Source organism: Oceanobacillus phoenicis (assembly GCF_047238145.1).
Classification (GTDB): Bacteria; Bacillota; Bacilli; order Bacillales; family Amphibacillaceae; genus Oceanobacillus.
On the sequence record NZ_JBDFME010000001.1, the window covers coordinates 2,259,603 to 2,285,854 of the forward strand.

The following is a 26,252-nucleotide window of genomic DNA, read 5'->3' on the forward strand; positions in this document are numbered from 1 at the left end:
CTGAATAAACATGGATGTATTTTATAATCCAAATGGAATTGGTGATGTACTACTTATTCCTGTAAAAGATGGTAATCGATATGAAATAGAATCAACTAATTATAATAATGTAACAAGAATCACGTCTACCGATGGAGAATTGCTTGGATATAATATTTTTCAAGCTTCTCAAGTAGTTGACCTACCAGATGAGAATGGACCTATTCGCCTAACTGAAGATTTGTTAGAAAAAATACGTGCCCTTTTTATTGAAAAAGGAATTAAAGACCCCCTTGATTTTGATTTAAGTCCGAAATTTGTAGTAGGGTATGTGACTACGAAAGACCCCCATGAGAATGCTGATAAACTTAGTGTATGTCAAGTTGATGTGGGTACAGAGAAGTTGCAAATTGTTTGTGGTGCACCAAATGTAGATGCAGACCAAAAAGTAGTAGTTGCAAAAGTCGGTGCAACGATGCCAAGTGGAATGAAAATTAAGGCCTCTGAACTCAGAGGAGTACCTTCAAACGGAATGATATGCTCCCAAAAAGAATTAGGAATTCCTAATGCGCCTAAAGAAAAAGGAATTTATGTATTGGATGATTCTTATACAGTGGGAGAAGAATTTATATTGTCTTAACACATGCCCCCTAAGCAATTATTGCAGGGGGATTTCTTGTGCAATTAGACAACCATTCTCCCACATCGAATGGATGATTCCAAATAGGTGAAAAAACTGATAAACTAAGCATGTACGATCTTTTAGAGAAATGAGTGAGTGTGAAATGTGGGAACAATGGAAAGAAAAATTAAAAAATGTATTTACAAAAGAAGTTGAAGTAGAAGAGACGATCGAAGTAGAAGTGGATGATCCTGAGCCAAAGTCAGAAGTAAAGGCAAAAATGACTTATCAGTATCCTTCACGTTCGTCATTTAAATTTCCTGTAATTCCCGATGAGACGGAAAAAAACCAAACAAAACATCAAACATATGAACCTGCTTATAAGAAACGGCAAACCGAACGTAGTGTTAGAAGGGAAAAAGAAGAAAAGCAAAACCAAGAAGAAACGTATACGTATAGACGGTCGAATAAAAGTAAAAATAAAGAAAAGATAACACAGCCTAAACGTGTAAATGAAAAATATAAAAATACGGAGAGTAATGAGAGAAAGATATACAAGAAAAATCCAGATATTCCTTTCCAACCTACAGATGTACCTTCTCCAATCTATGGATATCAAAAAAGATATTCAACATCGATCGATGATATACCTGCTTTTCAACGGAAGAATGAAGAGCAAAATAATGATAACACTATTGTTTTTGAAGATAATGAGGAGAATACAGTTAGTAATCATTTAATTGAACAGGAGCAAGAAGAAAACGAACGAACTTTACCGATGGAAATAGATAATAAGGAAGATAATGCAAGTACATTAATTGATTCTAAACCACCAATAATTGAAGTAGAGAGTTATGGAAGAGACGAAGTTGCTTCTACGGAAGAACAAGCTATGAAACAAAAAGAAGAAAAACAAACAAATAATAAAAAGTTTAACCCAGTAGATGATAATCAGAGTAATCAAGCATACAGAAAACATTCTATCCAGAAAAATTCTACTCCATTTAATGTTATGATGACGCCAAGAGATAAAAAAAATGTACACGAACAGAAAAAAAGAGAAAAAGTTCACAATCAACTATTGGAATCTGAACGGAAGCGAGAAGCAGCTTTACAACAAGCTCAGCAAAAATTTAATACTGTTAATGAGTCGAAAAATAAAGTGAAAGAAGAAATACAAGCAAAAAATGAGCGTGGCCCTGTATCGATTCCTTATCATTTATTAGATGATCCTGTGCAACGTACGGAAGATGATAGTGTTTGGCTGAACGAACAACGGGAACTCTTGGAAAAAACGTTAAAACATTTTCAGGTAAAGGCAAAAGTAGTTCATGCAACTCAAGGTCCTTCTGTAACACGTTTTGAAGTTCAACCGGAGATGGGTGTAAAGGTAAGTAAAATAAAGAATTTAGCAGATGATTTAAAATTAAATATGTCAGCACAAGATATACGTATTGAGGCTCCAATACCGGGAAAGAACACGGTAGGAATCGAAATACCGAATCGGCATGCAGAGATGGTAGGTTTACAATCAATTTTTGAAAGTACGTCATTTAAAGAAAGTAAATCACCACTTAGTATAGCACTCGGATTAACAATCGAAGGAAATCCAAAGATAACGAATATACAAAAAATGCCTCATGGTCTGATTGCCGGAGCTACTGGATCCGGAAAAAGTGTTTGTATTAACACCATTTTAATCAGCCTAATTTATAAAGCAAGTCATGAAGATGTGAAGTTTTTACTTATTGATCCAAAAATGGTGGAACTTGCTCCATATAATGGTATACCTCATCTAGTCTCACCGGTTATTACAGATGTAAAAGCCGCTACGCAAAGTTTAAAATGGGCTGTTAATGAAATGGAAGATCGGTATGAACGTTTCGTTGAAGAAGGCGTTCGGGATATTGAGAGATATAATCAGAAAATGATTAAGCAAGGCAGAAATGACAAGAAGATGCCATTTATCGTTATTGTAATTGACGAGCTAGCTGATTTAATGATGATGTCCCCACAAGATGTCGAAGATGCCATTAGTCGGATTGCTCAAAAAGCGAGAGCCTGCGGGATTCATTTACTATTAGCTACACAACGTCCATCTGTCGATGTAATTACAGGCTTAATTAAAGCAAATATACCTACAAGAATTGCGTTCAGTGTATCATCACAAGTGGATTCAAGAACAATCATAGATTCAAGTGGTGCAGAGAAGCTTCTTGGTAAAGGTGATATGTTATTTGTAGAAAATGGTGCAGGAAAAAGTGTCCGACTACAAGGGCCTTTTGTATCCGATGATGAAATTGAGCGAGTTGCAACGTACGCAAGATCAATTGCTGAACCGAATTATTTATTTGAACAAGAAGAGCTCTTGGAACAAATTACTGTCGATGAAGAAGAAGATGAGCTTCTACAAGAAGCAATTTCCTTTGTAATTGCTCAGAATGGTGCGAGCACGTCGTTGTTGCAAAGACACTTTAAAATTGGTTATAACCGTGCTGCGAGATTAATTGACTCATTAGAAAGCAGAGGAATAATATCTGGTCAGAATGGAAGTAAGCCTAGAGAAATACTGATTTCTAGAACACAGTCGGATGACATGTAAATGGGGAATGCTAATAATTTAATATCTTAGATGAAATTAAACACATTATGTATTAAAATTAAATACGGTGCCCTCCTAATGCTAGTAGAACTAGTGTGAAGAACATCTTACCTAGTAATTGTATAGACTAAGGTAAAGAGTGCGAGAACTGTTTGATTAAGAAAGTAAAACTAGGATTCGTCAGATATATTGATTTATGCTGTATCATGTTTAAAAATTTATACACAGAAACGTAGAAAAAAGATATATGTATAAACAAGTATAAAAGGTGAAAACTGGAAAAACATATGAAATAAATATATTTAAGTTTGAAAGCAAGCAATTTTTTGCTATAATGTAGCGGTATGAAAAAGTACTAAACATCATAAGAATGAATGATTGTATGAACATGTTGGAGGTTCGTTTATGACAACTTACCATTTTATCGGTATAAAAGGAACTGGAATGAGTGCACTTGCACAAATCCTCCATGACTCTGGAGAAAAAGTGCAAGGGTCTGATTTTGAGAAGCGTTTCTTTACTCAAGAAGCGTTAGAGCAAAAAGATATTACTATTTTACCGTTTTCTAAAGAAAATATTAAAGAAGATTATACAATAATTGCAGGAAATGCATTTTCTGATGATCATATTGAAATTCAGAAGGCAAAGGAACTTGGTTGTAAGTTTTATCGTTATCATGAGTTTTTAGGTGAATGGTTAAAACAATACACGAGTATCGCAGTCACTGGAGCACATGGAAAAACTTCAACGACTGGTTTGTTATCTCATGTTTTAAAATCTGCGTATCCTATTTCTTATTTAATTGGAGATGGAACTGGAAATGGTCATGTAGACAGCGAATATTTTGTTTTTGAGGCATGTGAGTATCGTAGACACTTTTTAAAATACGAGCCTGATTATGCGATTATGACGAATATTGATTTTGATCATCCAGATTACTTTACGAGTTTGGATGATGTCGTTGACGCATTTCAGTCTATGGCAGATCGTGTTAAAAAGTGTATTGTCGCATGTGGTGATGATGAGCAGTTGCAAGGAATTCATACGAAGGTACCTGTGATTTATTATGGATTTAATGATTCGAATGATTTTCAGGCACAAAATGTCGTAGAAACTGCAAATGGTACTGAATTTGACGTTTTTGTACGTAACACGTACTACGATCATTTTATTATCCCGACATATGGAAATCATACTGTGTTAAATGCACTAGCTGTCATTGCGATTTGTCATTATGAAGGAATTTCAGTTGAACATATGAAACAATTGGATTCCTTTGAGGGAGTTAAGCGTCGATTTACCGAAAAGGAAATTGGTTCGCAAATTGTTATTGATGATTACGCGCATCACCCTAAAGAAATTTCCGTTACAATCGAATCCGCAAGAAAAAAATATCCAAATAAGAATGTGGTGGCTATTTTTCAACCACATACATTTACCCGAACAAAAACATTCTTGAAGGAATTTGCGGATAGTCTAAATGAAGCTGATAATGTATATTTGTGTGAAATTTTTAAATCAGCAAGAGAAGATTCTGGACAGTTAACCATTAATGATTTGCAGAAATTAATTCCAAACAGTCAAATCTTATCACTAGAAGAAACAGAAGTTTTACAAAAATTTACTGATAGCGTATTGATCTTTATGGGAGCAGGAGATATTCAAAAATTCCAGTCTGCTTATGAAGAAACAACTACTAGATCAACAAATTTCTAAAAGTATTATAATAAAAATTATCTTAAACCGGACCTTAGAAATTAAGGTTCGGGTTTTTTCTATCTTTTTTGTTACACGAAGTAATCGAGCACGTTAGTATTTGTACAAATTATGGGAAATACTATACAATGGACATACAGTTCAAATTGAAATTACATAGGTTTATAAAATTGAATTCAGGGAATAAAACGAACAAGAAACTAATAAGCCCTTAAACATTTGAGCTGTATAACCTGAACAACCAACATAAAAGGAGCTGATTAGAAAAAATGGAAATCATACTATACATTGCCGCAGGGATTGCAGCTCTTGCTTTTGTAATACTGGTGGTTTATGTAATTATCACACTGAAAGCAACAAAACAAACACTAAACGATGTTTCAGGTACATTGCAAGGGCTGGAAAAGCAAATGCAAGGAGTCACATCTGAAGCTACACAATTATTAAATAAGACGAACCGACTTGCGGAAGATATGAATCAAAAATCATCAAAATTAGACAGCCTATTTGAAGGCGCAAAAGGAATTGGCAATACACTTCAAGATTTTAATCAGACATTAGCACATCTATCAAAAATTATTTCTAAACACTCGAAAGAAGACCAGGAAAAAGCAGCACAAGCAGTAAAATGGGGTGCATCGCTGTTTGAGTTTTGGAATAATAGGAAGAATAAATCGAAATAATACTTAGGAGGTAATACAGTATGGCTGATAATCAAGATAACCAAATTAATACAAAGGACTTTCTTATCGGATCACTGATAGGCGGATTAGTTGGAGCATCTGCAGCATTGCTTTTTGCTCCGAAGTCAGGAAAAGAATTACGTGATGATATAAATGATGGTGCTGTACAAGTGAAGCACCGTGCAGATGAATGGAAAACAGTTGCACAAGAAAAAGGATCAGAATGGAAAGATAAAGCATATACAACATCAAAAGAATTTAAGAAGAAGGCAATGGAAACAACTTCAGATCTTTCTAAATCAGTTGCTTCAACATCAAAAGAGTTTACAGATAATGTGAAGCAGAAGGCTTCTGATTTAAAAGATAACGCAGCTGAAAAAGTAGAAGAAGTCAAAGAAGACGCATCCAACAAGAAAAAGGAAATTCAAGCAGATGCAGAAATTAAAAAAGCTGAGTTAGAAGTGGAAGCAACAAAGAAAAAAGCGGAAGCAAAAGGATCAGCTAAAAAAGCAGTAGAAGAAGTAAAAAAATAAGTGAATAATTAATCAAAAGACTTGGAGCTATATACAATCTCCAAGTCTTTTTTGTGAGATAAGAAAGTATAAAAGTTTGGTATTTCCATCGTCAGCAGACAGAAACGGCAACGTCCAGATCCAGCACCCAGAAACTAAGCGACCTCACGAACCGCCCTACGATAAAGAAGACTGCCGAATGTTTTTTAAGAGGCATAGTCGCACTTATACCCTGAGGTGAAAAGAAGACTGCCGAATGTTTTTTATGAGGCATAGTCGCACTTATACCGTGTGGTGAAAGTCATCATCGATTCGTCATCTCACTGTGAATCCTTTATCTCAACGAAAAAAAGGAAGTTCGACTACTGTCGAACCACCTTGAAAGCAGGGGCACTCGCTACGTGCCCGAAGGACCCGGGTGGGCCATGTCGACGTTGTTTCAGGACGGAGCGTTCTTAGTCGCCTTTCCTTAAAAACGGGCGATTGTGTTTTTGTTCTATGTTATTTAATTTCTAACCGATCCCCTGGCTGGATAATTTCATCAAAGGAAGCGAGTTGTTCGTTTCGATAGATTTTAAAACCAGGATCTAAATTATAAATATCTAATGAAATATAACGAAAAACATCTTGAAAAATAAATGGTTTCGGAACTTCTTCCGTTAACTGAATATGATCTCCTTCATATAGCAAAGCATCCGTAGCCAATTGCTCACTATTTCGATATAGCAACGCAATTGATTGTGTAAGAACAACAGGGCTATCATTAAACATAATTTTACACGTTTGTTCCTTTTGAAGGTCTAATTGTGTTAAAAGATCATCTACAGTAGGAGAAATAATCGTTGAAATCTCCAATTTATCCATATTAGAGAGGATAGTTTCTGTTGAAACTTTTCGACCATTAATATGAATCGTTGTTTCTGCTTCCTGAATAGTATATTGTCGATTATTCACGTATACGTAAAAGCTATCTTTTATAGGGATAGATTTTAAGTCAATAAAATCTTGTACCGTTAGTTTTTCTTTCCATTCTATATCATCTTGATCTTGGATGATATAGTCACTACTACGTACTTTACCATTAACTAATATTTTTGCAGGAAGCGTAATCATCTCATTTTCATGATAAAAAGTTAAATTAGGCGGTTCAATGATCTCATTTAATTGTAAATGGGGAGAACTACCTGGAGCCCCTGTTTGAACTTCTATACTATCTCCGTTTTTAATGAAATCATCAATCGACGAAATTACCGAATTAACATAGATTATAGGAGGCTGACCAATAGATCCAGGTATAACCATATCCTTTCCATTTACATTTATGACAATACCGGTTCCTGATTTTCCGTATAATTTATTTGTATCAATGCCTGATTGAATAATACAGTCACCAACAGTTAGTTTTTTCATTTCAAACATACGAATGCGCTTTTTATTCACGGTAACTGTTACATAATGAACTGGATTTTGACTTGCTGCGATTGCTATTCCAATTGGAGTTACAAAAGCAGGACCCTTTGGTGTATGATCTTTCTTCTTTAAATTTGCTATAGCTTCAATGCCTCTTATTGCTACTCGATTCTCAGGAAGATCTAACTTGGCAGCAATTTTATTGCTGAGTTCTGGAGTTAAACTTCCTCCACCAACAAGCATAATAGCACGCGGTACTTTTTCATTTAATCTGAGAATTTCCTCCGTGATTTGATCAGATAAACGATGAATAGAAGAATTGATATCTTCAACACACTGATTGTAAGTTACTATTGTCTCGAATCCCAATATATCTTCTATCTGTGCTTCGCCTTCACTGACTATTTGTCGTTTCATCTGTTCAGCTTTTGGAAAATCTAATAAGTAATGATCACTAATTGCTTCTGTTATCTCATCTCCAGCAACAGGAACCATACCATAGGCAATTACTGTTCCTTGATCTGTTAGAGCGATATCACTTGTACCAGCTCCAATATCAACTAAAGCTACATTTAACCTTCGCATAGATTCAGGGATCAATACTTGAATGGCGGCAATTGGCTCTAAGGTTAATGCTTCCATTTCTAATTCCGCACGTTGAAGCGCAGCAAGAAGAGACTCCACTACGACTTTTGGGAGGAAAGTAGCAATAATATGTACAGTTGCAGCATCACCTTGTTGATCAATAAATGAACCAATATCCTCATTATCTAGTTGGTATTTAAGTACGGAATACCCGACACAATAATGTTTGATTGTATCCTGTTTTTCTTCCATTATCAGCTGCCGTTGTGCTTCTTGAACAGCGAGAAGTTCCATATGTTTTATTTCTTCCTGTTTCGTAATCGGCTGATTATTAAGTGTAATAGTTGCCTTTGCTTTCGTTGTTTTTAACGATCGCCCAGCTGCTGCGACACAAGCTTTATATAACGTAAGGCTATTCCTTTCTTCTAATAGTTGCTTAACTTGTTTTATTACCTCTGCTACAGCAACAACATGATGTATTTGGCCATCACGCATAGACCGTTCAGTATGTTCTATTTCCACATAATCTAAGACTTGATAGGTACTTTCTTCCATTTCTAATAAAATACCAGTAACGGAGCGTGTACCAATATCCAGTGCAAACATGGTATTAGGCATAGGTATAAAGCTCCCTTCTTTCTCGTAAACTATTGATATAATTATATCATTCTTAATTTATTATAAACTTAATGGTGACAAATGAAAAAAATTTAGCTATAATTGTCTCTAATTATTCGAAAAGAATATAAATTGTATCTTCAAGGAGCGTGTCAAATGAGTAATGAAATGGAACAACTAAGACAACAAATGGATGATATAAATCTAGAAATATTAGATTTAATTAATCAACGTGCAAGTGTTGTACAAGAAATAGGTAAATTAAAAACAAAACAGAGCATTATTCGCTTTGACCCTGTACGCGAACGGGAAATGCTAGATTATATTAAAGAGAATAACAACGGGCCATTTCAAGACGCCACGTTAGAACATATATTTAAAGAAATATTTAAAGCAAGTTTAGAATTACAAGAAGATGATCATAGCAAAGCTTTATTAGTATCACGTAAGAAGCAACCAGAAAATACAGTAGTTAATTTAAAAGGAAAAGAAGTTGGAAATGGTGAATTAAGTTATGTCTTTGGTCCTTGTGCTGTAGAAAGCTATGAGCAAGTTGCAGCGGTAGCACAATCTGTAAAAGATAAAGGTCTAAAATTACTTCGAGGTGGTGCGTTTAAACCACGTACTTCTCCATACGATTTCCAAGGTCTAGGTGTAGAAGGGCTACAAATACTTAAAAAAGTAGCAGACGAATATGATCTAGCTGTAATTAGTGAAATTGTTAATCCTGCTCATATCGAAGAAGCAATAGAATATATAGATGTCATTCAAATTGGTGCTAGAAACATGCAAAACTTCGAATTGCTTAAAGCAGCAGGCGATTCAAAAAAACCTGTATTATTAAAACGAGGACTTTCTGCTACTATTTCAGAATTTATAAATGCTGCAGAGTACATTATGTCTAGAGGTAATGGGGACATTATTCTTTGTGAACGTGGAATTCGAACATACGAAAAAGCAACAAGAAACACATTGGATATATCAGCAGTCCCAGTATTGAAGAAAGAAACGCATTTACCAATAATGGTGGATGTTACGCATTCAACTGGTCGTAGAGATCTCTTGTTGCCTACAGCGAAAGCAGCAATTGCGGTTGGTGCAGATGGTGTAATGGCAGAAGTGCATCCTGATCCAGCAGTGGCATTATCCGATTCTGCTCAACAAATGGATATTCCAACTTTCGATCAATTCTATAAAGAAATTAAAGAAACTGAAAATCGTTTGAAATAAAACAAATTACAAAATCTTTTAATGATGAAATGCTCTCCTTTAATAGATAGATTAAAGGAGAGCATTTTTACATAATAATGGGCCAATTTGCCACTTATGTAAGGTAAAAACCCTGCTTCAAGATGCATAGGCTAAAGCTTAGTGTGGAATGTCCAATTCTGATTCAATAGGGGAAGAACCACCATTGAATGAAGATTCACTTTAGGAGTAAAATACTATAATAAATGAAAAAAAACTTGATTCACTAGTTAGAAACTGGTATTTTTGACAAGAATGAAAACTGTAATGAAAAATTTTCATTTTGTTTACATGAAAACTTTGTAATTTTTTTCATGGTAGAGTATCATATATAGAAAGAACAGTGGATATTGTCATTTTACTGGTTTAGAAAGTATAAATATTCTTTACTGTATGATTGCAACTGAATCTTTCGCCAATAAAGATTGGTGATGAGAGTTTCTAATAGGAGGTATATATATAATGAATGTAACTATTTACGATGTAGCAAGAGAAGCGAATGTCTCCATGGCTACGGTTTCTCGTGTTGTTAACGGAAACCCGAATGTGAAACCAACCACAAGAAAGAAAGTATTAGCTACGATTGAACAACTTGGTTATCGTCCTAATGCAGTAGCAAGAGGTCTTGCAAGTAAGAAGACAACGACAGTTGGAGCGATTATTCCTGATATTTCCAACATCTTCTTTTCAGAACTAGCACGAGGTATTGAAGATATTGCTACCATGTATAAATACAATATAATTTTGAGTAGTTCGGATCAAAACAAGGATAAGGAATTAGAATTAATTAATACCATGCTGGAAAAGCAAGTTGATGGAATACTGTTCATGGGTGGTAATATTTCTGAAGATCATATTCATCAATTCCAGACTTCTTCGGTACCTGTCGTCTTAGCTTCCACTTACGATCCAACAGACACAATTCCTTCCGTAAATATTGATTATGAACTTGCTGCATACGAAGCGACAAAGCAATTAATTCAAAAAGGAAATAAGCAACCTGCATTAGTTGGAAGTAAAGCTGACACTAGTGTAAATAACTTGAAAACGACTGGTTATTTAAGAGCATTAAAAGAAGCAAATATAGAAGTGAATGAAGATTATATTTATAAAGGTGAATATGCTTATCAAACAGGAATTAAAGCAGTAGAATATCTAATGGATTTAGATGACAAGCCTAATTCTGTGTTTGTTATGTATGATGAAATTGCATTAGGTGTTATCCATGGAGCTCAGGATAAAGGACTCGATGTGCCAAATGATTTAGAAGTATTTGGATTTGATAACATTCGTTTATCTTCAATGGTTCGACCAACATTGACAACCATAGTACAGCCAACATATGATATTGGTGCTGTAGGAATGCGATTGTTAACTAAATATATGAACAAAGAGCAAGTAGATGAAAAAAATGTAGTATTACCACATCGAATTGAATTCAGAAACTCAACAATTCAATAATAATACCGATAAAAGGTATAGATGAATAGAAGTTCAAAAGGTTATCATACAGATAGCATTTTGAACTTCTATTATGTCAGAAAAGCTATGGGAGAATGATTAGATGACAAAACGTGATTTATTAACTCCACTAGGTATTACACTTGGATTTGCAATGATAATGGCAGCAATTATGTCTAACAGTGGTTCTGAAGGGATATCATCATTTGCAGATATTTCATCTATATTCATTGTGATAGGTGGATTAACTGCTTCCATGCTAATTACTTTTAAGATGGAACAAATTCGACTAACAAAAAGAGTATTAAAAGAAGCATTTCATAAAAACCAACGCTCCATCCCTGAACTTATTCAGTTATTTATTCATTTATCGGACCGTGCTAGAAGAGAAGGTATTCTTGCTTTAGAAAATGAATTGGATGAAGTGGAAGATCCATTTATTCGCAAAGGTATGATGTTAGCAGTAGATGGCGTAGAGCCTGAAGTAATTACAGATATATTATCTGCTGAAATAACTGCTATGGAAGATCGACACTATAAAGGACGTCAACTAATTGAAAAAGCTGCAGAATATGCCCCTGCTTGGGGGATGATCGGTACGCTTATTGGGTTAGTTCTTATGCTGAATAAGTTAGCTGAACCTGCCGCATTAGGTCCAAGCATGGCTGTAGCATTATTGACTACATTGTATGGTACTGTCTTAGCCAATCTGTTTTTTACACCAATGGCTGGAAAACTTGAATCTAAAACGGAGGAAGAGGTTTTTATAAGACAGATTATCATTGAAGGAATAATCGGGGTCCAATCAGGGCAGAATCCACGGATCTTAGAAGAAAAGCTAAGTGCTTTTCTAACTGAAGAGGATATCCAAAAAGAGAAAAATAAAACAAATGAAGAGACCTTCACAGGGGAGAAGCTAAATGAAGCGTAGACCTATAAGGCATAAGCCCAAAAAAGGTGCTCCAAAATGGATGGTTACATATTCGGATATGATAACACTTATTTTAGTGTTTTTTATATTATTATTTTCCATGTCGCAAATTGATCAAACAAAATTCGATCAAGTAACAGAGTCTTTCCAAAATCGAATGATACTAGATTTCTTTCCTTCGGCTGTACCTTTAGACCATCCGACAGAAAGTACTGGTGAAAATAGTGAGGATGGTAAGGTTGATGAAATTGAACCTATTTACCTTGTAAAAGATAAAGAAGCAGAAGATAATAATGATGAACTTGACGAATTAATGATGAGTGTTTCTCAATACTTAGAAGAAAATAACCTTAATGAAGTTATTACAGCAAATAGAAATGACCGAGGAGTTGTTCTTGTATTACAAGAAAAAATACTATTCGAGTCAGGAGAAGCTGAAATATTAGATGATGCAGAACCTTTTCTAAATCATATTGGTTCCTTGCTAAGTGAGTTACATAATCAAGTGAAAGTCGAAGGGCATACAGACTCTAGACCAATAGCTAATTATCGGTACCCTTCAAATTGGGAATTATCTGGTGCGAGAGCAAGTAGTGTTGTTCGATATTTAATAGAAGCACAGTCTCTTCAAATGGCACGATTTTCAACCGTTGGGTATGCTGATACGGTTCCATTAGAACCAAATACCAATGAAATGAATATGAGTAAAAACCGTCGTGTAGAAATTATTATTTTAGATAATGACTAGGAATATCTTTAGCCAACTAACATTCAGTGGGGGACAGAACTAATCCAACCCCACTGATTTTTAATATCACTTTATTGGGAAGACACTTTTACTTTTGTTTTGTCGACACATTACTTATATGTTTAATTGGTTTTGTATATTTTAATAAACTTTGTAGTAACTGATAGTTTTTCTCTGTAATTTCATTTTTCCTAGGAATGTTTGGTTGAATATCCTCAAGATCTTGCCATAGGTGAGGAAGTGTAGCTGGTGACTGACCTTGCCATTTTTCTATCCAAGTTGTCGGTAAATCACCATAACTAGCTTCATTTTTTTTCATCACATTCCATATTTGTCCCCAAGCTCTTGGGATAACTCTCCACATATCGTATCCACCACCGCCAATAGCAATCCATTTTCCATTACAGTATTCATGTGCAATTTCATGGGCAATACGAGGAATTTCCTCATAAATACGCATGGTTCCACATAAATGTGTGAGTGGATCTAGGCAGTGAGCATCAGCTCCATTTTGTGTAACAATAATATCTGGCTTAAAGAAAGCAGCAATCTCTTTGAATGCGGTTTCATAAAGTGTTAAGAATGAGTCATCTTGTGTAAAAGCATCAATTGGCAAATTAAAAGTGTAACCATGACCTTCTTTAATACCACGTTCGTTTATACCTCCTGTACCAGGAAACAAATATCTACCAGTTTCATGGATTGAAAAAGTACATACATTTGGGTCATCATAAAAAGCAGATTGTACTCCATCACCATGATGTGCATCCGTATCCACATAAAGAACTTTTAAATTGGTAAGTTCACGTATATATTTTATAGCTACTGCGCTGTCATTATAAATACAAAATCCAGATGCACGACTCCTAAAACCATGATGCAGTCCTCCACCTAAGTTTAACGCATGTGTATAGTCATTGTTTAATACAGCGTCGACTGCTGCTAATGTACCACCCACTAGATAGCTAGCTGCCTCATGCATTTGAAAAAAAGCAGGCGTGTCTTCCGTGCCAATACCATATTCTAGTGATCTCTCTTCTGTAATTTCTCCGTTTCCAGCTCGTTTTACGGCTTCAATATAATCAGGGTGATGAAATAATAACAATTCTTCCTCAGTGGCCAAACGAGGAGATATCAAATCATGTTCGTTTAATACTTGATGAGCTTCTAATAATTCTTTCGTTAAAAGCACCCTTTTTTGATTAAATGGATGGTTTTCATGAAAATGATATTTCAAATAATCTGGTGAATACACAAAACCTGAAGAACCGGTCATCGTTTAGGCTCCGCAATATTATTTGGCCACAGTAATGGATATCCAGCTTCACGAAGATCTTGTATGATTGGCATTGGATTTAATGTTTTTACTCGAAATACTAATATTTTATAATCTGGATCTTTATATGGATATATGAGAACGGATACAATATTAATTTTTCTCTTACCAAAGATTGCGGCAACCTCTGGTAGAATCCCTGGTCGATCTGGAACTTTTACTTCTATTAGAGAGCTTTGGACATGAGTTCCAGTTAATTGAATTAATGTATATAGCATATCTTTTTCTGTTACAATTCCAATAAGTCTATTGTGGCTTACGACAGGGAGACAAGCAATTTCTCTTTCATAAAAAATAGCTGCTATCTCTTCTACAAAGTCTAACGGATGGATGGTAACAACAGAACTGGTCATAATTGATTGGATTTCATTGTTTAATACATCAATATCTGTTGTTGAATCGAAAAATGTAGATGGACTAGCATCGCGTACATCACGATCAGAAACAATTCCAATTACTTGGAAATCGTCATCAACAATTGGTATATGTCGAATCTTATGCTGTTGTAATAATTGCAGGGCATCGTTAATAGTTGCTTTTGGTGGAAGCGTAATTACCTCCGTATTCATAATTTCTTCAACTAGCATGTTAAAGACCCTCTCTCATATTTCTGTATTTTGACCTTCCTAAAAAACGTAGTACGTCAAACTGTTCAATGGACTTTTGGGTAACATTGGTACCGGTTCTTACCATTAAGCAGTTTGCAGGGTGAGAAATAATTTCAGGATCATCTGTTGGAGCGGGTAATAGTCCACCAGCAGCCATCATTTTTTCCATCACCTTACGATATTCCCAAATACTTAAGTTTGTACCATCTAAATCCCAATGCCAATAATATTCTGTTGATATAATAATATAATTTTCCATATAATCATCCATCATAGAGACTCTTAATAAATTGGATGCTACTCTTGCACCACGATATGCAGGAATAATTTCAATTGCTCCTAATTCAATGAGGTCTTCCATATTAAAAGTAGACCATCTCTCTAATGGATCAGGATGAAGGTAGGTGACATACCCAATAATGGTATCTTCTGTTCTTGCAACAATAATTCTCCCCTCAGGGAATTCAGCAATATCTAATAAAGCTTCAAATTGTTTTGGAGCAGGACGAAAAGCTGTTAGCTCAGAATGAAATTCATATTTTTCTAGTTCTTTGCGTGGAATAGGTCCTTCGATTGTAATTTGACCCATATTCGTTGAATAGGAAATTGAATGGTGTTTCTTTGTATGTTCCATTAATTCACCACCTGTGATAATACATAATATTTCAACTTCTATTATACAGGAAACAAAAAGTTGTTTTTAGTATTTTTTGAAATTTACATAAAAAAATAGTACATTAAAGATATCAAATTATAAGGAGTATGATTATGAACCGGTTAAATTTAGTAACATTAGGTGTCCATGATATAGTGAAAAGCATTAATTTTTATAAGGAAGGATTGGGATTTGATGTAAAAATTTATGGGAATCCAGAAGATCCAGATGTAGTATTTTTTAACAGTAATGGTTCAAAAATTTCCTTGTATCCAATAGATTTGTTAGCAAAGGATATTTATAAACAAAATCCACCAACCTTAGAAAATAAAGCTTTTAGTGGAGTAACATTAGCATATAATGCAAAATCAAAACAAGAAGTTGATGAGATATTTATTTTAGCAAAAAATGCAAAAGCAACAATTGTTAAATTACCAGAAAAAGTAGAGTGGGGAGGATATAGTGGTTATTTTCAAGATCCAGATGGACACTTATGGGAAATAGCTTACGGGGATATGTGGCATTTCGATGAGCAAGATATGCTGATTATCAAGTAAGCAGATAAATATCCAGTTCTTTTTTATAAAAAAACCTCTAATTAGGTTCAAATTCTAATTAGAGGTTTTTTCATCGTCTTTTTAACAACAGATACTATTCTTCATCGTCTTCTTCAGCATTACTTTCATTTGCTTCTTCATCAGAACTTTCTTCTTGGTCCTCTTCATTATTTTCAGATTCATCATTGGTTTCATCATCATCTGGAGTTTCTTCTTCTTTATCAGATGTTTCACCTATGATTACTTCACTTGAGTTATCGGATTCTTCACCGAAATAATCGACTGCTCGAACAATATATACACCGTCATCATTTCCGATTTCATAACTTGTAGAAGTTGTAATTCCAATCTTTTTAAAACTTCCTCCAGGTTCATTAGATCTGTAAACTCGATAACCGATGATATCTTTACTAGATGAGGATTTCCAAGTTAAGTTGCTACCAGATTTCTTTACAGAAGTTGGTTTAGCAGGTGCTTTTCCATCATCTTCTATAGATGATCCAACAGAACCTCCAGGAGCAGCAATTTTTTCCCACTTTTCTCTTTCTGTTATTGGATATAGCTGAGTAATATCATTAAGATTATCATAGCCTTTACGTTCCAACCATTCTGGATTAAACATTAGTCCATCACCTTCAACAAATTCAGAAGGAGTATTAGGTCCTGCTTTTACCGATTTTCCGTTCACTACAACGTAGCTTCCTGAAACGAGACTATCGTCTTCTTCTGATGGAACATATTTTTCATTGAATAAATCGGTTTTCACAAGTCCCGCTTGTTCACAAAGGTCGGATGGAAGCATACCTGAAATCGCACAATAACTGCGTTCAACGATTCCACCCGGACGTTCAAAACGGTCACTCGGTGTAACGAGCTCTGGATTTTCATTTGCAGCAGCATTAATTAATTTTGCCCAAAGCTGCAAGTTTCTTTGACTATAAGATAGGGCATGGTTTTGTGCATTGATTGAGTACGGGGTATCATAACCAATCCATGTCCCCATCGTAATGTTCGGATTGGTCCCCATAAACCAAGCATCTTTATACTCTTGAGAGGTTCCTGTTTTTCCAGCCCAATCGACACTTGTATTATTTAATTGGGAATTCAAATAACCAGCAGTACCGCTTGAAACTACGCCCCGCATCATGTCAAGTGTTAAATAATTGGTTTGTTGGCTAAATACTTCGACTGGTTCAGATTCATGTTCATAGATTACTTCCCCGTCAGGATTAACAATTTTCTCAATCATATAACCGTCTACAAATTTTCCGTTGTTACCTATAGTACTATATGCATTTACCGTTTCTTCCACGCTTACACCGTGAGCCATTGCGCCCAAACTGAGTGAAGGATTATAATGGTCACCTTCTGTTAACGATGTAATCCCCATTTTTTCCAAATAATTAGCAGCTGGATCCTGATTAATTATTCTCATATACGTATCAACAGCCGGAATATTATAGGAACTTTCCAGTGCTTTACGAGCGGATACCATTCCATAACTTCCGCCACCATAATTTCCTACTTCGTAACTACCATTAGCAAATGTTCTAGGATAATCTGCAATTGGTGTCCCCGGTTGTACTACTCCTGCTTCCATGGCAGGTCCATAGACAAGAATTGGTTTACTTGTACTTCCGATCGACCGTACTGTATTAAATGCATAGTTGTTTGAATGATCTTCATCATGACCTCTTCCACCAACAAATGAAATTATGCGACCGCTGCTGTTTTCAATCATCACTGCACCGGTTTGTATTCGTTCTGTTACTTCATAGGATTCGCCATCATCGTTGGTTTTTGTAAACGTTCGATCGTGGCCATAATTTTCATAGTTACGGGCTACTTTTTGCATTGCTTCATAAATTCCTTTATCAATAGTCGTATGAATTTCATAGCCATTCATACGCATTGAACGTTCAGCTAACTCTTCATATTCAGCTTCTAGATTTTCATCTTCATCTAGATCTTCTTTTGTAATATCATCTTGCTTCATTAAAACATCTTTAATAATATCTTTTGCACGTTTTTCAACCTCAAATGTAAGGTATGGATATTGATCTACAATTGACGGTTTCCCTTTGGTAAAATCTTGTGCAATATCATATTCTAACGCTTCGTTCAGCTCTTCATCTGTTATGTAATCCATATCATGCATACGATTTAAAACGGTTTTCATTCGATTTATTCCAGGTTGCAAGCCATTTTCATCTTTTAATTCACCACCATTTAAAAATGGCGTATAAACAGTAGGACTTTGTGGTAATCCGGCTAGATAAGCTGCTTGTGGAAGTGTGAGCTTATTCGCATCCACACCAAAAATACCTTGAGAAGCTGTTTGGATACCTGCAATATTAAGACCAGAAGAATTGCGACCATACGGAATAATATTTAAATAAGCTTCCATAATTTCATCTTTCTCGAAGAATTGTTCTAATCGCATGGCAAGCAATATTTCCTTCGCTTTTCGTTCAAACGAAACTTCATTGGTTAGAATTTGGTTTTTAATTAACTGCTGAGTTAATGTACTACCTCCAGTTTGTATGGAAGAGTTGGTTAATTCTTGTACCATAGCTCGTAAGATTGCTTTTGGGACAACACCATCGTGCTCCATAAAGTATTCATCTTCTGTAGCAATAACTGCATCAATTAAAACGGGTGATACGTTATCTAACGTTGTCTCTTGTCGATAAAGGTCAGCACGTATATCTCCTGCATACTCTTCACCAGCAAAATAAATACTTGATGTTTCTGAGTAATTGTATATGTCCATAGCCATAGATTCTTTATCTCGAATAGGTTCATCTTTTACTAGTGAGGCGAAGTAACCTAAACCGATACCTCCAACTAAAAAGAATCCAATGAACATGATCACGCAGACAAACAAGATTATATTCCAAACAATATCATATGTAATTCTAGAAGTTCGTTGGATGATACCTTCATGCCACCAACGCTTTAATGTATCCCAAAAACGTAGTAGTTTTTCTTTCATATTCATGTTAAACCTCCTAAATTCTCTAAACTATTATAGCATATGACAAATTTTTGTAGGGGAAGTTTATTAAAATTGTTGCATTCACATTATGATTATGCTATGAATAGTATCATACAATAAAGTTATATACGAAGAAGGATCGAAGTAGCTATGCAAATCACTATTGAAGAGAACTGACGGGTGGTGTGAGTCAGTATATATTTGCAGGTGAATTACAATCTGGAGTAGTTCTCTTTGTTAGAGATCGGTGGAAACATCGTTAACAATTCCAAGTGGCTGATAATCCAGCAACAAGGGTGGTACCGCGAATACAACTCGTCCCTTCCATTTTAGGAAGAGACGAGTTTTTTATTTGAAAAATATAAATTTTGGAGTGAGATTACATGGATATTTTACAAGATTTAGAAAGCAGAGGTTTGATTCATCAAACCACAGATCGCAAAGGATTAGAAAAACATTTGCAAAATAATCAAGTAACATTATATTGTGGATTTGACCCCACAGCAGATAGTTTGCATATTGGACATTTAGTACCTTTAACGATGTTGAGACGATTCCAACAAGCGGGCCATAAACCAATTGCTCTTGTTGGTGGTGGAACAGGGATGATTGGAGATCCTAGCGGCCGCTCGAGTGAAAGAAGTTTAAACGCTCCAGAAGTGGTAAATGGATTTACTTCGAAACTTCAACAGCAAATTGCAAAATTAGTTGATATGGAAAGTAACGCAAGTGGAAATGAGGTAGTAGCACGCAATAATCACGACTGGTTAGGTAAAATGACAATAATTGACTTTCTACGCGATGCAGGTAAGCATTTCGGAATAAATTATATGTTAGCAAAAGAATCTGTATCAGCAAGGATTGAACAAGGTATTACCTTTACAGAATTCAGCTATATGATTTTACAATCATTAGACTACTTAAAACTATATGAAGAAGAAAATTGTACTTTACAAATTGGTGGTAGTGATCAGTGGGGGAATATCACTGCAGGTATGGAACTTATCCGTCGTTCCCGTGAAAACCATGATGAGAATATTGAAGTATTCGGTTTGACAGTGCCACTAATAACAAAAGCGGATGGTACTAAATTTGGTAAAACTGCTGGTAATGCAATATGGCTTGATGCAACAAAAACTTCACCATACGAGTTTTATCAATTTTGGATTAATACGGATGACCGTGACGTTATTCGCTTTATTCGCTACTTTACATTCTTATCTGTAGAAGAAATTGCTGAACTTGAAAAAGAAGTAGAAACACAACCTGAAAAACGGGTTGCTCAGAAACGTTTAGCAGAAGTAATGACGAAAACCGTTCATGATGAAGCTGCATTAGAACAAGCAAAACGTATTACAGATGCGTTGTTTAGCGGTGACATTAAACAGTTAAACGTCGAAGAGGTAGAACAAGCGTTTAAAGATGTACCAAATCATATTATTACCCGTGAACCTGTTGGTTTAATTGATTTACTTGTCGATGCGAAAATATCTTCATCAAAACGACAAGCACGTGAAGATGTAAAAAATGGGGCAATTTACATTAATGGTGACCGTGTACAGGAAATGGATTACCATGTGGATGAAAAAGATCATTTAGGCAATAAATTCACTGTCATTCGTCGTGGGAAGAAAAAGTATTTCCTTATTCAAGTACAATAGAATAAATTAATATAGAAGGACGGGACACATAACAATGTCACTCATACGAGTATATTTTTGTCTCGTCTATATTTTTTACGTTAGAATTATAGTAGCAATCGGATTTCATTAATATCTTAATTTATGAAATTGGTACGATTGGTTTATTATATTGTTCCTAAATGAACAGATGATAATTATGATATTTCAGAAAATTCATTGGATACATCCATGATCTATGATAAAATAATTAACAAGTTTATTAATTGAATTTGAGAAGGGAATGCCATAAAATTGTAAGCGTTTTCTAAAGAGATCAATAACAATACAAACGTGATTGCTAATATGATGGAATAAAAAGGGAGAAGATGCTATGACGGAACTAATTCATAAAACAGTAGGGCAATTATTACAAGACAGAGCTGACGAAATGCCAGGACAAGAAGCAGTTGTATATTCAGATCGTGGCTTACGTTACACATATAAAGAATTTAATCATCTATGTGAGCAAGTGGCAAGAGGAATAATGGCTTTATCGATTGGGAAAGGAGAGCACGTAGCTGTGTGGGGTACAAATACTCCTGAATGGTTAACTCTTCAATATGCAACCGGGAAAATGGGCGCAGTCCTTGTTACGGTAAACACGAGCTACCGTGCAAATGAATTAGAATATTTACTTAAGCAATCTGACTCTACCACTATATTTTTGATAGAAAATTATCGGAATCACTCTTATATCGATACTTTATATGAAATTTGTCCAGAATTATATGATTCAAAACCGGGTGAATTGAAATCTGAACGACTACCATTATTAAGAAATGTTGTAATTATGGGAGAAAGAAGTTATCCAGGTGCTTTTCATTGGAATGATATCATTGAGAAGGCAGAAGAAATTACATATGAGGAACTAATTACTCAATCTCAAAATCTTGATCCAAATGATGTCATTAATATGCAATATACGTCAGGGACAACAGGGTTTCCAAAAGGCGTGATGCTAACACATAGTAATCTCACAAATAACGGCTATAATATAGCTTCCTGTATGAGATTGACCGCAGAAGATCGATTATGTATTCCTGTGCCATTTTTTCATTGTTTTGGATGTGTTATTGGTACATTAGCAGCGGTTAGTGTAGGGGCAACTATGATCCCTATACAAGAATTTGAACCAGAACAAGTCTTACAAACGGTGGAGATGGAAAATGTCACAGCACTTCATGGTGTGCCAACAATGTTCATCGCAGAATTAAATCATCCAAACTTTGAACAATACAATTTGAGTACATTGCGAACGGGTGTGATGGCGGGAGCTAATTGTCCGGTGGAAGTAATGAAAAATGTAATGGATAAAATGAACATGTCAGAAATAACCATTTGTTACGGACAAACGGAATCCTCACCAGTAATTACACAAACAAGAACAAACGATCCGATCGAGTTGAGAGTTGAATCAGTCGGAAAAGCATTACCGAATGTGGAAGTGAAAATTATAGATCCAGCTACAAACGAGGAACTACCACGTTATACACAAGGGGAGCTGTGCACAAGAGGATATCACGTGATGAAAGGTTACTATAAAAATCTCGAAGCGACTCAACGAACAATAGATGAAGATGGATGGTTACATACTGGTGATCTCGCAGTAATGGATGAAAATGGTTATTGTAAAATAACTGGAAGATTAAAAGATATGATTATTCGAGGTGGAGAAAATATCTATCCTCGTGAAATTGAAGAATTTTTATACAAGCATTCTAAAATTCTAGATGCACAAGTAGTTGGTGTACCAGATGAAAAATTTGGTGAAGAAGTTCATGCTTGGATTATCTTAAAAGAAGGTGAGACTAGTTCACCAGATGAAATAAGAGAGTTTTGTAATGGACAAATTTCCAAACATAAAATTCCTAAGCAAATATTTATTACAGATGAGTATCCAATGACAGCTTCAGGTAAGATTCAAAAGTTTAAGTTACGAGAAAAGTCGTTGAAGGAAGTTGAAAGAAACATATAAAAATAGCACAGTTAAATTACTACTAATTACATCTGAAAGTAAGTAGAGGTTGGGATGATCCGTCAATTAATAAGATTGATTGTTCTATTCCAACCTCTATTACTATTCTTATATGTTAGACAAAGAAGCTTAATGCAAATACAACTGCAAATCCAACAAATCCGATGATAGTTTCCATTACTGTCCATGTTTGTAGTGTTTGCTTTTCTGTCATTCCGAAAAATCTATTAACTAACCAGAATCCAGAATCATTTACATGTGAAAACACAGTAGCACCACTCGCTATAGATATTACAATTAATCCTAACATAGGTTCAGAGACTTCCATCATACTAATAATTGGCGACATTAACCCTGCAGCAGTAATCATTGCAACTGTAGCAGAACCTTGGGCTATACGCACAAATGTAGAAATGATGAACGCTGCCAATACTAAAGGAAGGTTTGATGTTGCTAACATATTACCTAAGACATCACCAACACCACTATCAATTAGTGTTTGTTTAAAAACTCCTCCTGCACCAGTAATAAGAATGATAATACCGGCAGGTTCTAATGATTTTGTAGCAATATTTTGTACTTCTTCTTTTGTATATCCTCTTTTCGTACCCAAAATATAGAAGGTTAATAGGGTGGATATAGTTAAAGCGATAAATGGATGTCCGATAAATGTAAGGAATGAATGTATAAACGTTCCTTCTTCTAATATTAACCCAAATACAGTGTTAATAAGGATTAAAATGAGTGGAATTAATATTAATAGACATACAGTTTTAAAGCTTGGTAATTCACGATTCGTTTTTTCTACCTCTTTTTCAAGGTATTCTTTATCAACGATATATTTGGGAACATCTAAATGAATTTTTTTGGAAATATATTTACCAAAAATAGGTCCCGCTATAATCATCGCTGGTAAACCTGCTAAAGCTCCAAATAAAATTACCCATCCTAGATCAGCATTTATAATGGAAGCGACCGAAATAGGTCCTGGAGTAGGCGGTATGAAACTATGAGTAACAGCTAGTCCTGCTAGTAAAGGAATACCGAAATATAATAATGATTTTTTCGTTTTTTGGGCAAGGCTGTACACAATTGGGATTAAGATTACCAAGGCAACATCTAGAAAAACGGGGATTGCTACAATAAACCCTGTTAAACCAAGCGCCCATTGAACTTTTCCATCACCAAATTTATTTACCAAAGTCAATGCTAAACGTTCTGCCCCTCCTGAAACACGGAGCATTTCTCCGAACATAGCTCCTAAACCAACTACCACTGCAATAAAACCTAGGGTTCCTCCCATACCTTCTTCCATAGTAGCTACAAGATCATTTAAATCCATACCAGATAAGATACCTATAAAAATACTAGAAATAAGTAATGCAACAAAAGCTTGAAGCTTTGACCGCATAACCAAGAATAGCAACAGCGCTATACCTAGTATTGTTACCAGAATTAACATAGTAGTGTTTGACACAAGTAATCCCCCTTTATAATTAAAAATTTAAATAATAAATTTACCATTCTGCAATCGAGCCGTCTTTGTGTCTCCAAATTGGATTACGCCAGTTCTCTGTATCGTTTGCTTTTTCTTTAACATATTCTTCATTTACTTCAATACCTAATCCAGGTCCATCAGGAATTTTGACATAGCCATTTTCATAGGTGAAAACGTCTTTATCAACAATATAGTCTAGTAAATCGTTTCCTACGTTATAATGTATTCCTAGACTTTGCTCTTGAATAAACGCATTATGCGAAGTTGCGTCAACTTGCAGACATGCAGCGAGAGCAATCGGTCCTAATGGGCAATGCGGAGCTACTGCAACGTCATAAGCTTCTGCCATTGAAAAGATTTTTTTAGCTTCTGTTATTCCACCTGCATGTGATAGATCGGGCTGGATTATGTCTACATATCCATCTGATAATAGCTGTTTGAAATCCCAGCGAGAGAACATTCTTTCACCAGTTGCAATCGGTGTAGTTACATGATTAGCGATTTCTCTTAATGCTTCATTATTTTCTGGGAGAACGGGTTCCTCGATAAACATTGGTCTAAACTGCTCTATTTCTTTTGCTAAAATTTTAGCCATCGGTTTATGCACACGACCATGAAAATCAATTCCAATTCCAATATAAGGGCCTACTGATTCTCGTACAGCTGCAATTCTTTCTACAACAGCATCAATCTTTTGATGGGAGTCAATATATTGTAGTTCTTCCGTCCCGTTCATTTTTATTGCTTGAAAACCTCTATCTACTACTTCTTTTGCTGCTGCTCCAACATCTGAAGGTCTGTCTCCGCCAATCCAAGAATATACTTTTATTGAATCTCTACATGCTCCACCTAGTAACTGGTGGATCGGTGCATTGAATGATTTCCCTTTAATATCCCATAATGCTTGGTCAATTCCAGCGATAGCACTCATTAAAATTGGACCACCTCGATAAAATCCAGAGCGATACATTAAATTCCAATGGTCTTCAATACGATGGGGATCCTTACCTATCAAATTTTCCATCAGTTCTATAACTGCTGTTTTTACTGTAGCTGCTCGACCTTCAATAACTGGTTCTCCCCAACCTACAATTCCCTCATCAGTTTCTATTTTTAAAAATAACCAACGTGGTGGTACTTGATAGATTTTGTAATTTGTTATTTTCATATGATCAGCTCCAATTTATAACGTTTTCATTTTTGATGTAAATTGTTTTGCATTATTTATTACTTGCTCTAAGAATTCATTTGTGACATTTGCTGTGTTAGGGACTAATGAACTGCCTAATCCAACTCCAATTGCACCTTTTTCAATGAATTCGGTTACATTTTCGACATTTACCCCGCCTGTAGGTAGTAGTTTTATATGTGGTAATGGCCCATGAACGTCTTTTACATAATTTGGTCCTAATGAAGATGCTGGAAAAACTTTAACAACATCGGCTCCTGCTTCTACTGCAGATAATATTTCAGTAGGAGTAAAAGCAGCAGGTATACTAATGACGCCGTACCTTTTTGTTGCTTTAATCGTTTCAACATCCAATGTCGGAGAAATAATAAATTTTGCTCCTGCTTTCATAGCTAATATAGCTGATTCGGAGTCAAGTACTGTTCCTGCTCCGATAAGTACATCCTTTTCTAAGTGAGAATGTAATGCATTAATTGTTTCTAACGCATTATCACTATTAAGGGTAACTTCAAGTAATCTAATTCCACCCTCATACAAAGCTTTTGCTATTTTAATAGTTTCATTAGTATCGTATCCACGTATAATAGCAATAAGCTTTTCTTTTTCGATTTGCTTTAAAATATCCATAGAATAATCCTC

General features: G+C 35.2%; 20 protein-coding genes and 1 other annotated feature. Of the genes, 12 read left to right on the forward strand and 8 right to left on the reverse strand.

What is annotated here, in order from left to right; all coding sequences use genetic code 11:
• Positions 1-10: 10 nt before the first annotated feature.
• From ytpR to ABC346_RS11210, 5 genes are all read left to right on the forward strand, one after another.
• Positions 11-619, forward strand: coding sequence for a YtpR family tRNA-binding protein (gene ytpR, locus ABC346_RS11190; protein WP_413234914.1), 609 nt, complete (start codon positions 11-13; stop codon positions 617-619).
• A 145-nt stretch (positions 620-764) separates the two neighbouring features.
• Positions 765-3,203, forward strand: coding sequence for a DNA translocase FtsK (locus ABC346_RS11195; protein WP_413234915.1), 2,439 nt, complete (start codon positions 765-767; stop codon positions 3,201-3,203).
• A 405-nt stretch (positions 3,204-3,608) separates the two neighbouring features.
• Positions 3,609-4,919, forward strand: a complete 1,311-nt coding sequence (murC, locus tag ABC346_RS11200; RefSeq protein ID WP_413234916.1) for a UDP-N-acetylmuramate--L-alanine ligase — start codon at positions 3,609-3,611, stop codon at positions 4,917-4,919.
• 269 nt (positions 4,920-5,188) lie between these two features.
• On the forward strand, positions 5,189-5,602 hold the full coding sequence (locus tag ABC346_RS11205; protein WP_413234917.1) for a DUF948 domain-containing protein: 414 nt from the start codon (positions 5,189-5,191) through the stop codon (positions 5,600-5,602).
• Between the two features lie 20 nt (positions 5,603-5,622).
• Positions 5,623-6,135, forward strand: a complete 513-nt coding sequence (locus tag ABC346_RS11210; RefSeq protein ID WP_413234918.1) for a YtxH domain-containing protein — start codon at positions 5,623-5,625, stop codon at positions 6,133-6,135.
• Between the two features lie 480 nt (positions 6,136-6,615).
• On the opposite strand, the gene ABC346_RS11215 is transcribed toward ABC346_RS11210, so the two are convergent.
• The gene (locus tag ABC346_RS11215) at positions 6,616-8,727 is read right to left on the reverse strand and encodes a cell division protein FtsA (RefSeq protein ID WP_413234919.1); all 2,112 of its coding nucleotides are present in this window, start codon (positions 8,725-8,727) and stop codon (positions 6,616-6,618) included.
• Between the two features lie 156 nt (positions 8,728-8,883).
• On the opposite strand from ABC346_RS11215, the gene ABC346_RS11220 reads away from it, so the two are divergent.
• The 4 genes from ABC346_RS11220 to motS all read left to right on the forward strand — a co-directional run bounded on the left by ABC346_RS11220 (position 8,884) and on the right by motS (position 13,115).
• The gene (locus ABC346_RS11220) at positions 8,884-9,957 is read left to right on the forward strand and encodes a bifunctional 3-deoxy-7-phosphoheptulonate synthase/chorismate mutase (RefSeq protein WP_413234920.1); all 1,074 of its coding nucleotides are present in this window, start codon (positions 8,884-8,886) and stop codon (positions 9,955-9,957) included.
• A 480-nt stretch (positions 9,958-10,437) separates the two neighbouring features.
• Positions 10,438-11,436 (forward strand): catabolite control protein A, encoded by a 999-nt coding sequence (gene ccpA, locus ABC346_RS11225; RefSeq protein ID WP_413234921.1) that lies wholly within the window; start codon positions 10,438-10,440, stop codon positions 11,434-11,436.
• 103 nt (positions 11,437-11,539) lie between these two features.
• The gene (motP, locus tag ABC346_RS11230; protein ID WP_413234922.1) at positions 11,540-12,367 is read left to right on the forward strand and encodes a flagellar motor protein MotP; all 828 of its coding nucleotides are present in this window, start codon (positions 11,540-11,542) and stop codon (positions 12,365-12,367) included.
• Positions 12,357-13,115, forward strand: a complete 759-nt coding sequence (motS, locus tag ABC346_RS11235; RefSeq protein ID WP_413234923.1) for a flagellar motor protein MotS — start codon at positions 12,357-12,359, stop codon at positions 13,113-13,115. The genes motP and motS overlap by 11 nt, the downstream gene beginning before the upstream one ends.
• A gap of 88 nt (positions 13,116-13,203) precedes the next feature.
• Here the strand turns inward: motS and ABC346_RS11240 are convergent, their stop codons facing one another.
• Genes ABC346_RS11240 through ABC346_RS11250 form a run of 3 tightly spaced genes read right to left on the reverse strand, consistent with a single transcriptional unit; the run spans position 13,204 to position 15,693 of the window.
• Positions 13,204-14,391 (reverse strand): acetoin utilization protein AcuC, encoded by a 1,188-nt coding sequence (locus tag ABC346_RS11240; RefSeq protein WP_413234924.1) that lies wholly within the window; start codon positions 14,389-14,391, stop codon positions 13,204-13,206.
• A complete protein-coding gene (locus ABC346_RS11245) occupies positions 14,388-15,038 on the reverse strand; it encodes an acetoin utilization AcuB family protein (RefSeq protein ID WP_413234925.1) in 651 nt (216 codons plus the stop codon). Before ABC346_RS11245 ends, ABC346_RS11240 begins: the two co-directional genes overlap by 4 nt.
• Before the next feature lies 1 nt (position 15,039).
• On the reverse strand, positions 15,040-15,693 hold the full coding sequence (locus tag ABC346_RS11250) for a GNAT family N-acetyltransferase (protein ID WP_413234926.1): 654 nt from the start codon (positions 15,691-15,693) through the stop codon (positions 15,040-15,042).
• 134 nt (positions 15,694-15,827) lie between these two features.
• On the opposite strand from ABC346_RS11250, the gene ABC346_RS11255 reads away from it, so the two are divergent.
• A complete protein-coding gene (locus tag ABC346_RS11255) occupies positions 15,828-16,271 on the forward strand; it encodes a VOC family protein (protein ID WP_413234927.1) in 444 nt (147 codons plus the stop codon).
• A gap of 94 nt (positions 16,272-16,365) precedes the next feature.
• On the opposite strand, the gene ABC346_RS11260 is transcribed toward ABC346_RS11255, so the two are convergent.
• The gene (locus ABC346_RS11260) at positions 16,366-19,272 is read right to left on the reverse strand and encodes a transglycosylase domain-containing protein (protein WP_413234928.1); all 2,907 of its coding nucleotides are present in this window, start codon (positions 19,270-19,272) and stop codon (positions 16,366-16,368) included.
• Between the two features lie 119 nt (positions 19,273-19,391).
• Positions 19,392-19,595: a binding site (T-box leader), on the forward strand.
• Between the two features lie 57 nt (positions 19,596-19,652).
• Between ABC346_RS11260 and tyrS the strand changes: the two genes are divergently transcribed.
• Complete coding sequence (gene tyrS / locus ABC346_RS11265) at positions 19,653-20,930, forward strand: tyrosine--tRNA ligase (RefSeq protein WP_413234929.1); 1,278 nt, start codon at positions 19,653-19,655, stop codon at positions 20,928-20,930.
• 352 nt (positions 20,931-21,282) lie between these two features.
• Entirely contained in the window at positions 21,283-22,926 is a 1,644-nt protein-coding gene (locus tag ABC346_RS11270) for an AMP-binding protein (RefSeq protein WP_413234930.1), read from the forward strand.
• Positions 22,927-23,041: 115 nt separating this feature from the next.
• Here the strand turns inward: ABC346_RS11270 and ABC346_RS11275 are convergent, their stop codons facing one another.
• Genes ABC346_RS11275 through ABC346_RS11285 form a run of 3 tightly spaced genes read right to left on the reverse strand, consistent with a single transcriptional unit; the run spans position 23,042 to position 26,240 of the window.
• Positions 23,042-24,403, reverse strand: coding sequence for a GntP family permease (locus ABC346_RS11275; RefSeq protein ID WP_413234931.1), 1,362 nt, complete (start codon positions 24,401-24,403; stop codon positions 23,042-23,044).
• Positions 24,404-24,443: 40 nt separating this feature from the next.
• Positions 24,444-25,592 (reverse strand): galactonate dehydratase, encoded by a 1,149-nt coding sequence (dgoD, locus tag ABC346_RS11280; RefSeq protein ID WP_413234932.1) that lies wholly within the window; start codon positions 25,590-25,592, stop codon positions 24,444-24,446.
• A gap of 15 nt (positions 25,593-25,607) precedes the next feature.
• Positions 25,608-26,240, reverse strand: coding sequence for a bifunctional 4-hydroxy-2-oxoglutarate aldolase/2-dehydro-3-deoxy-phosphogluconate aldolase (locus ABC346_RS11285; RefSeq protein ID WP_413234933.1), 633 nt, complete (start codon positions 26,238-26,240; stop codon positions 25,608-25,610).
• Between the last annotated feature and the right edge of the window lie 12 nt (positions 26,241-26,252).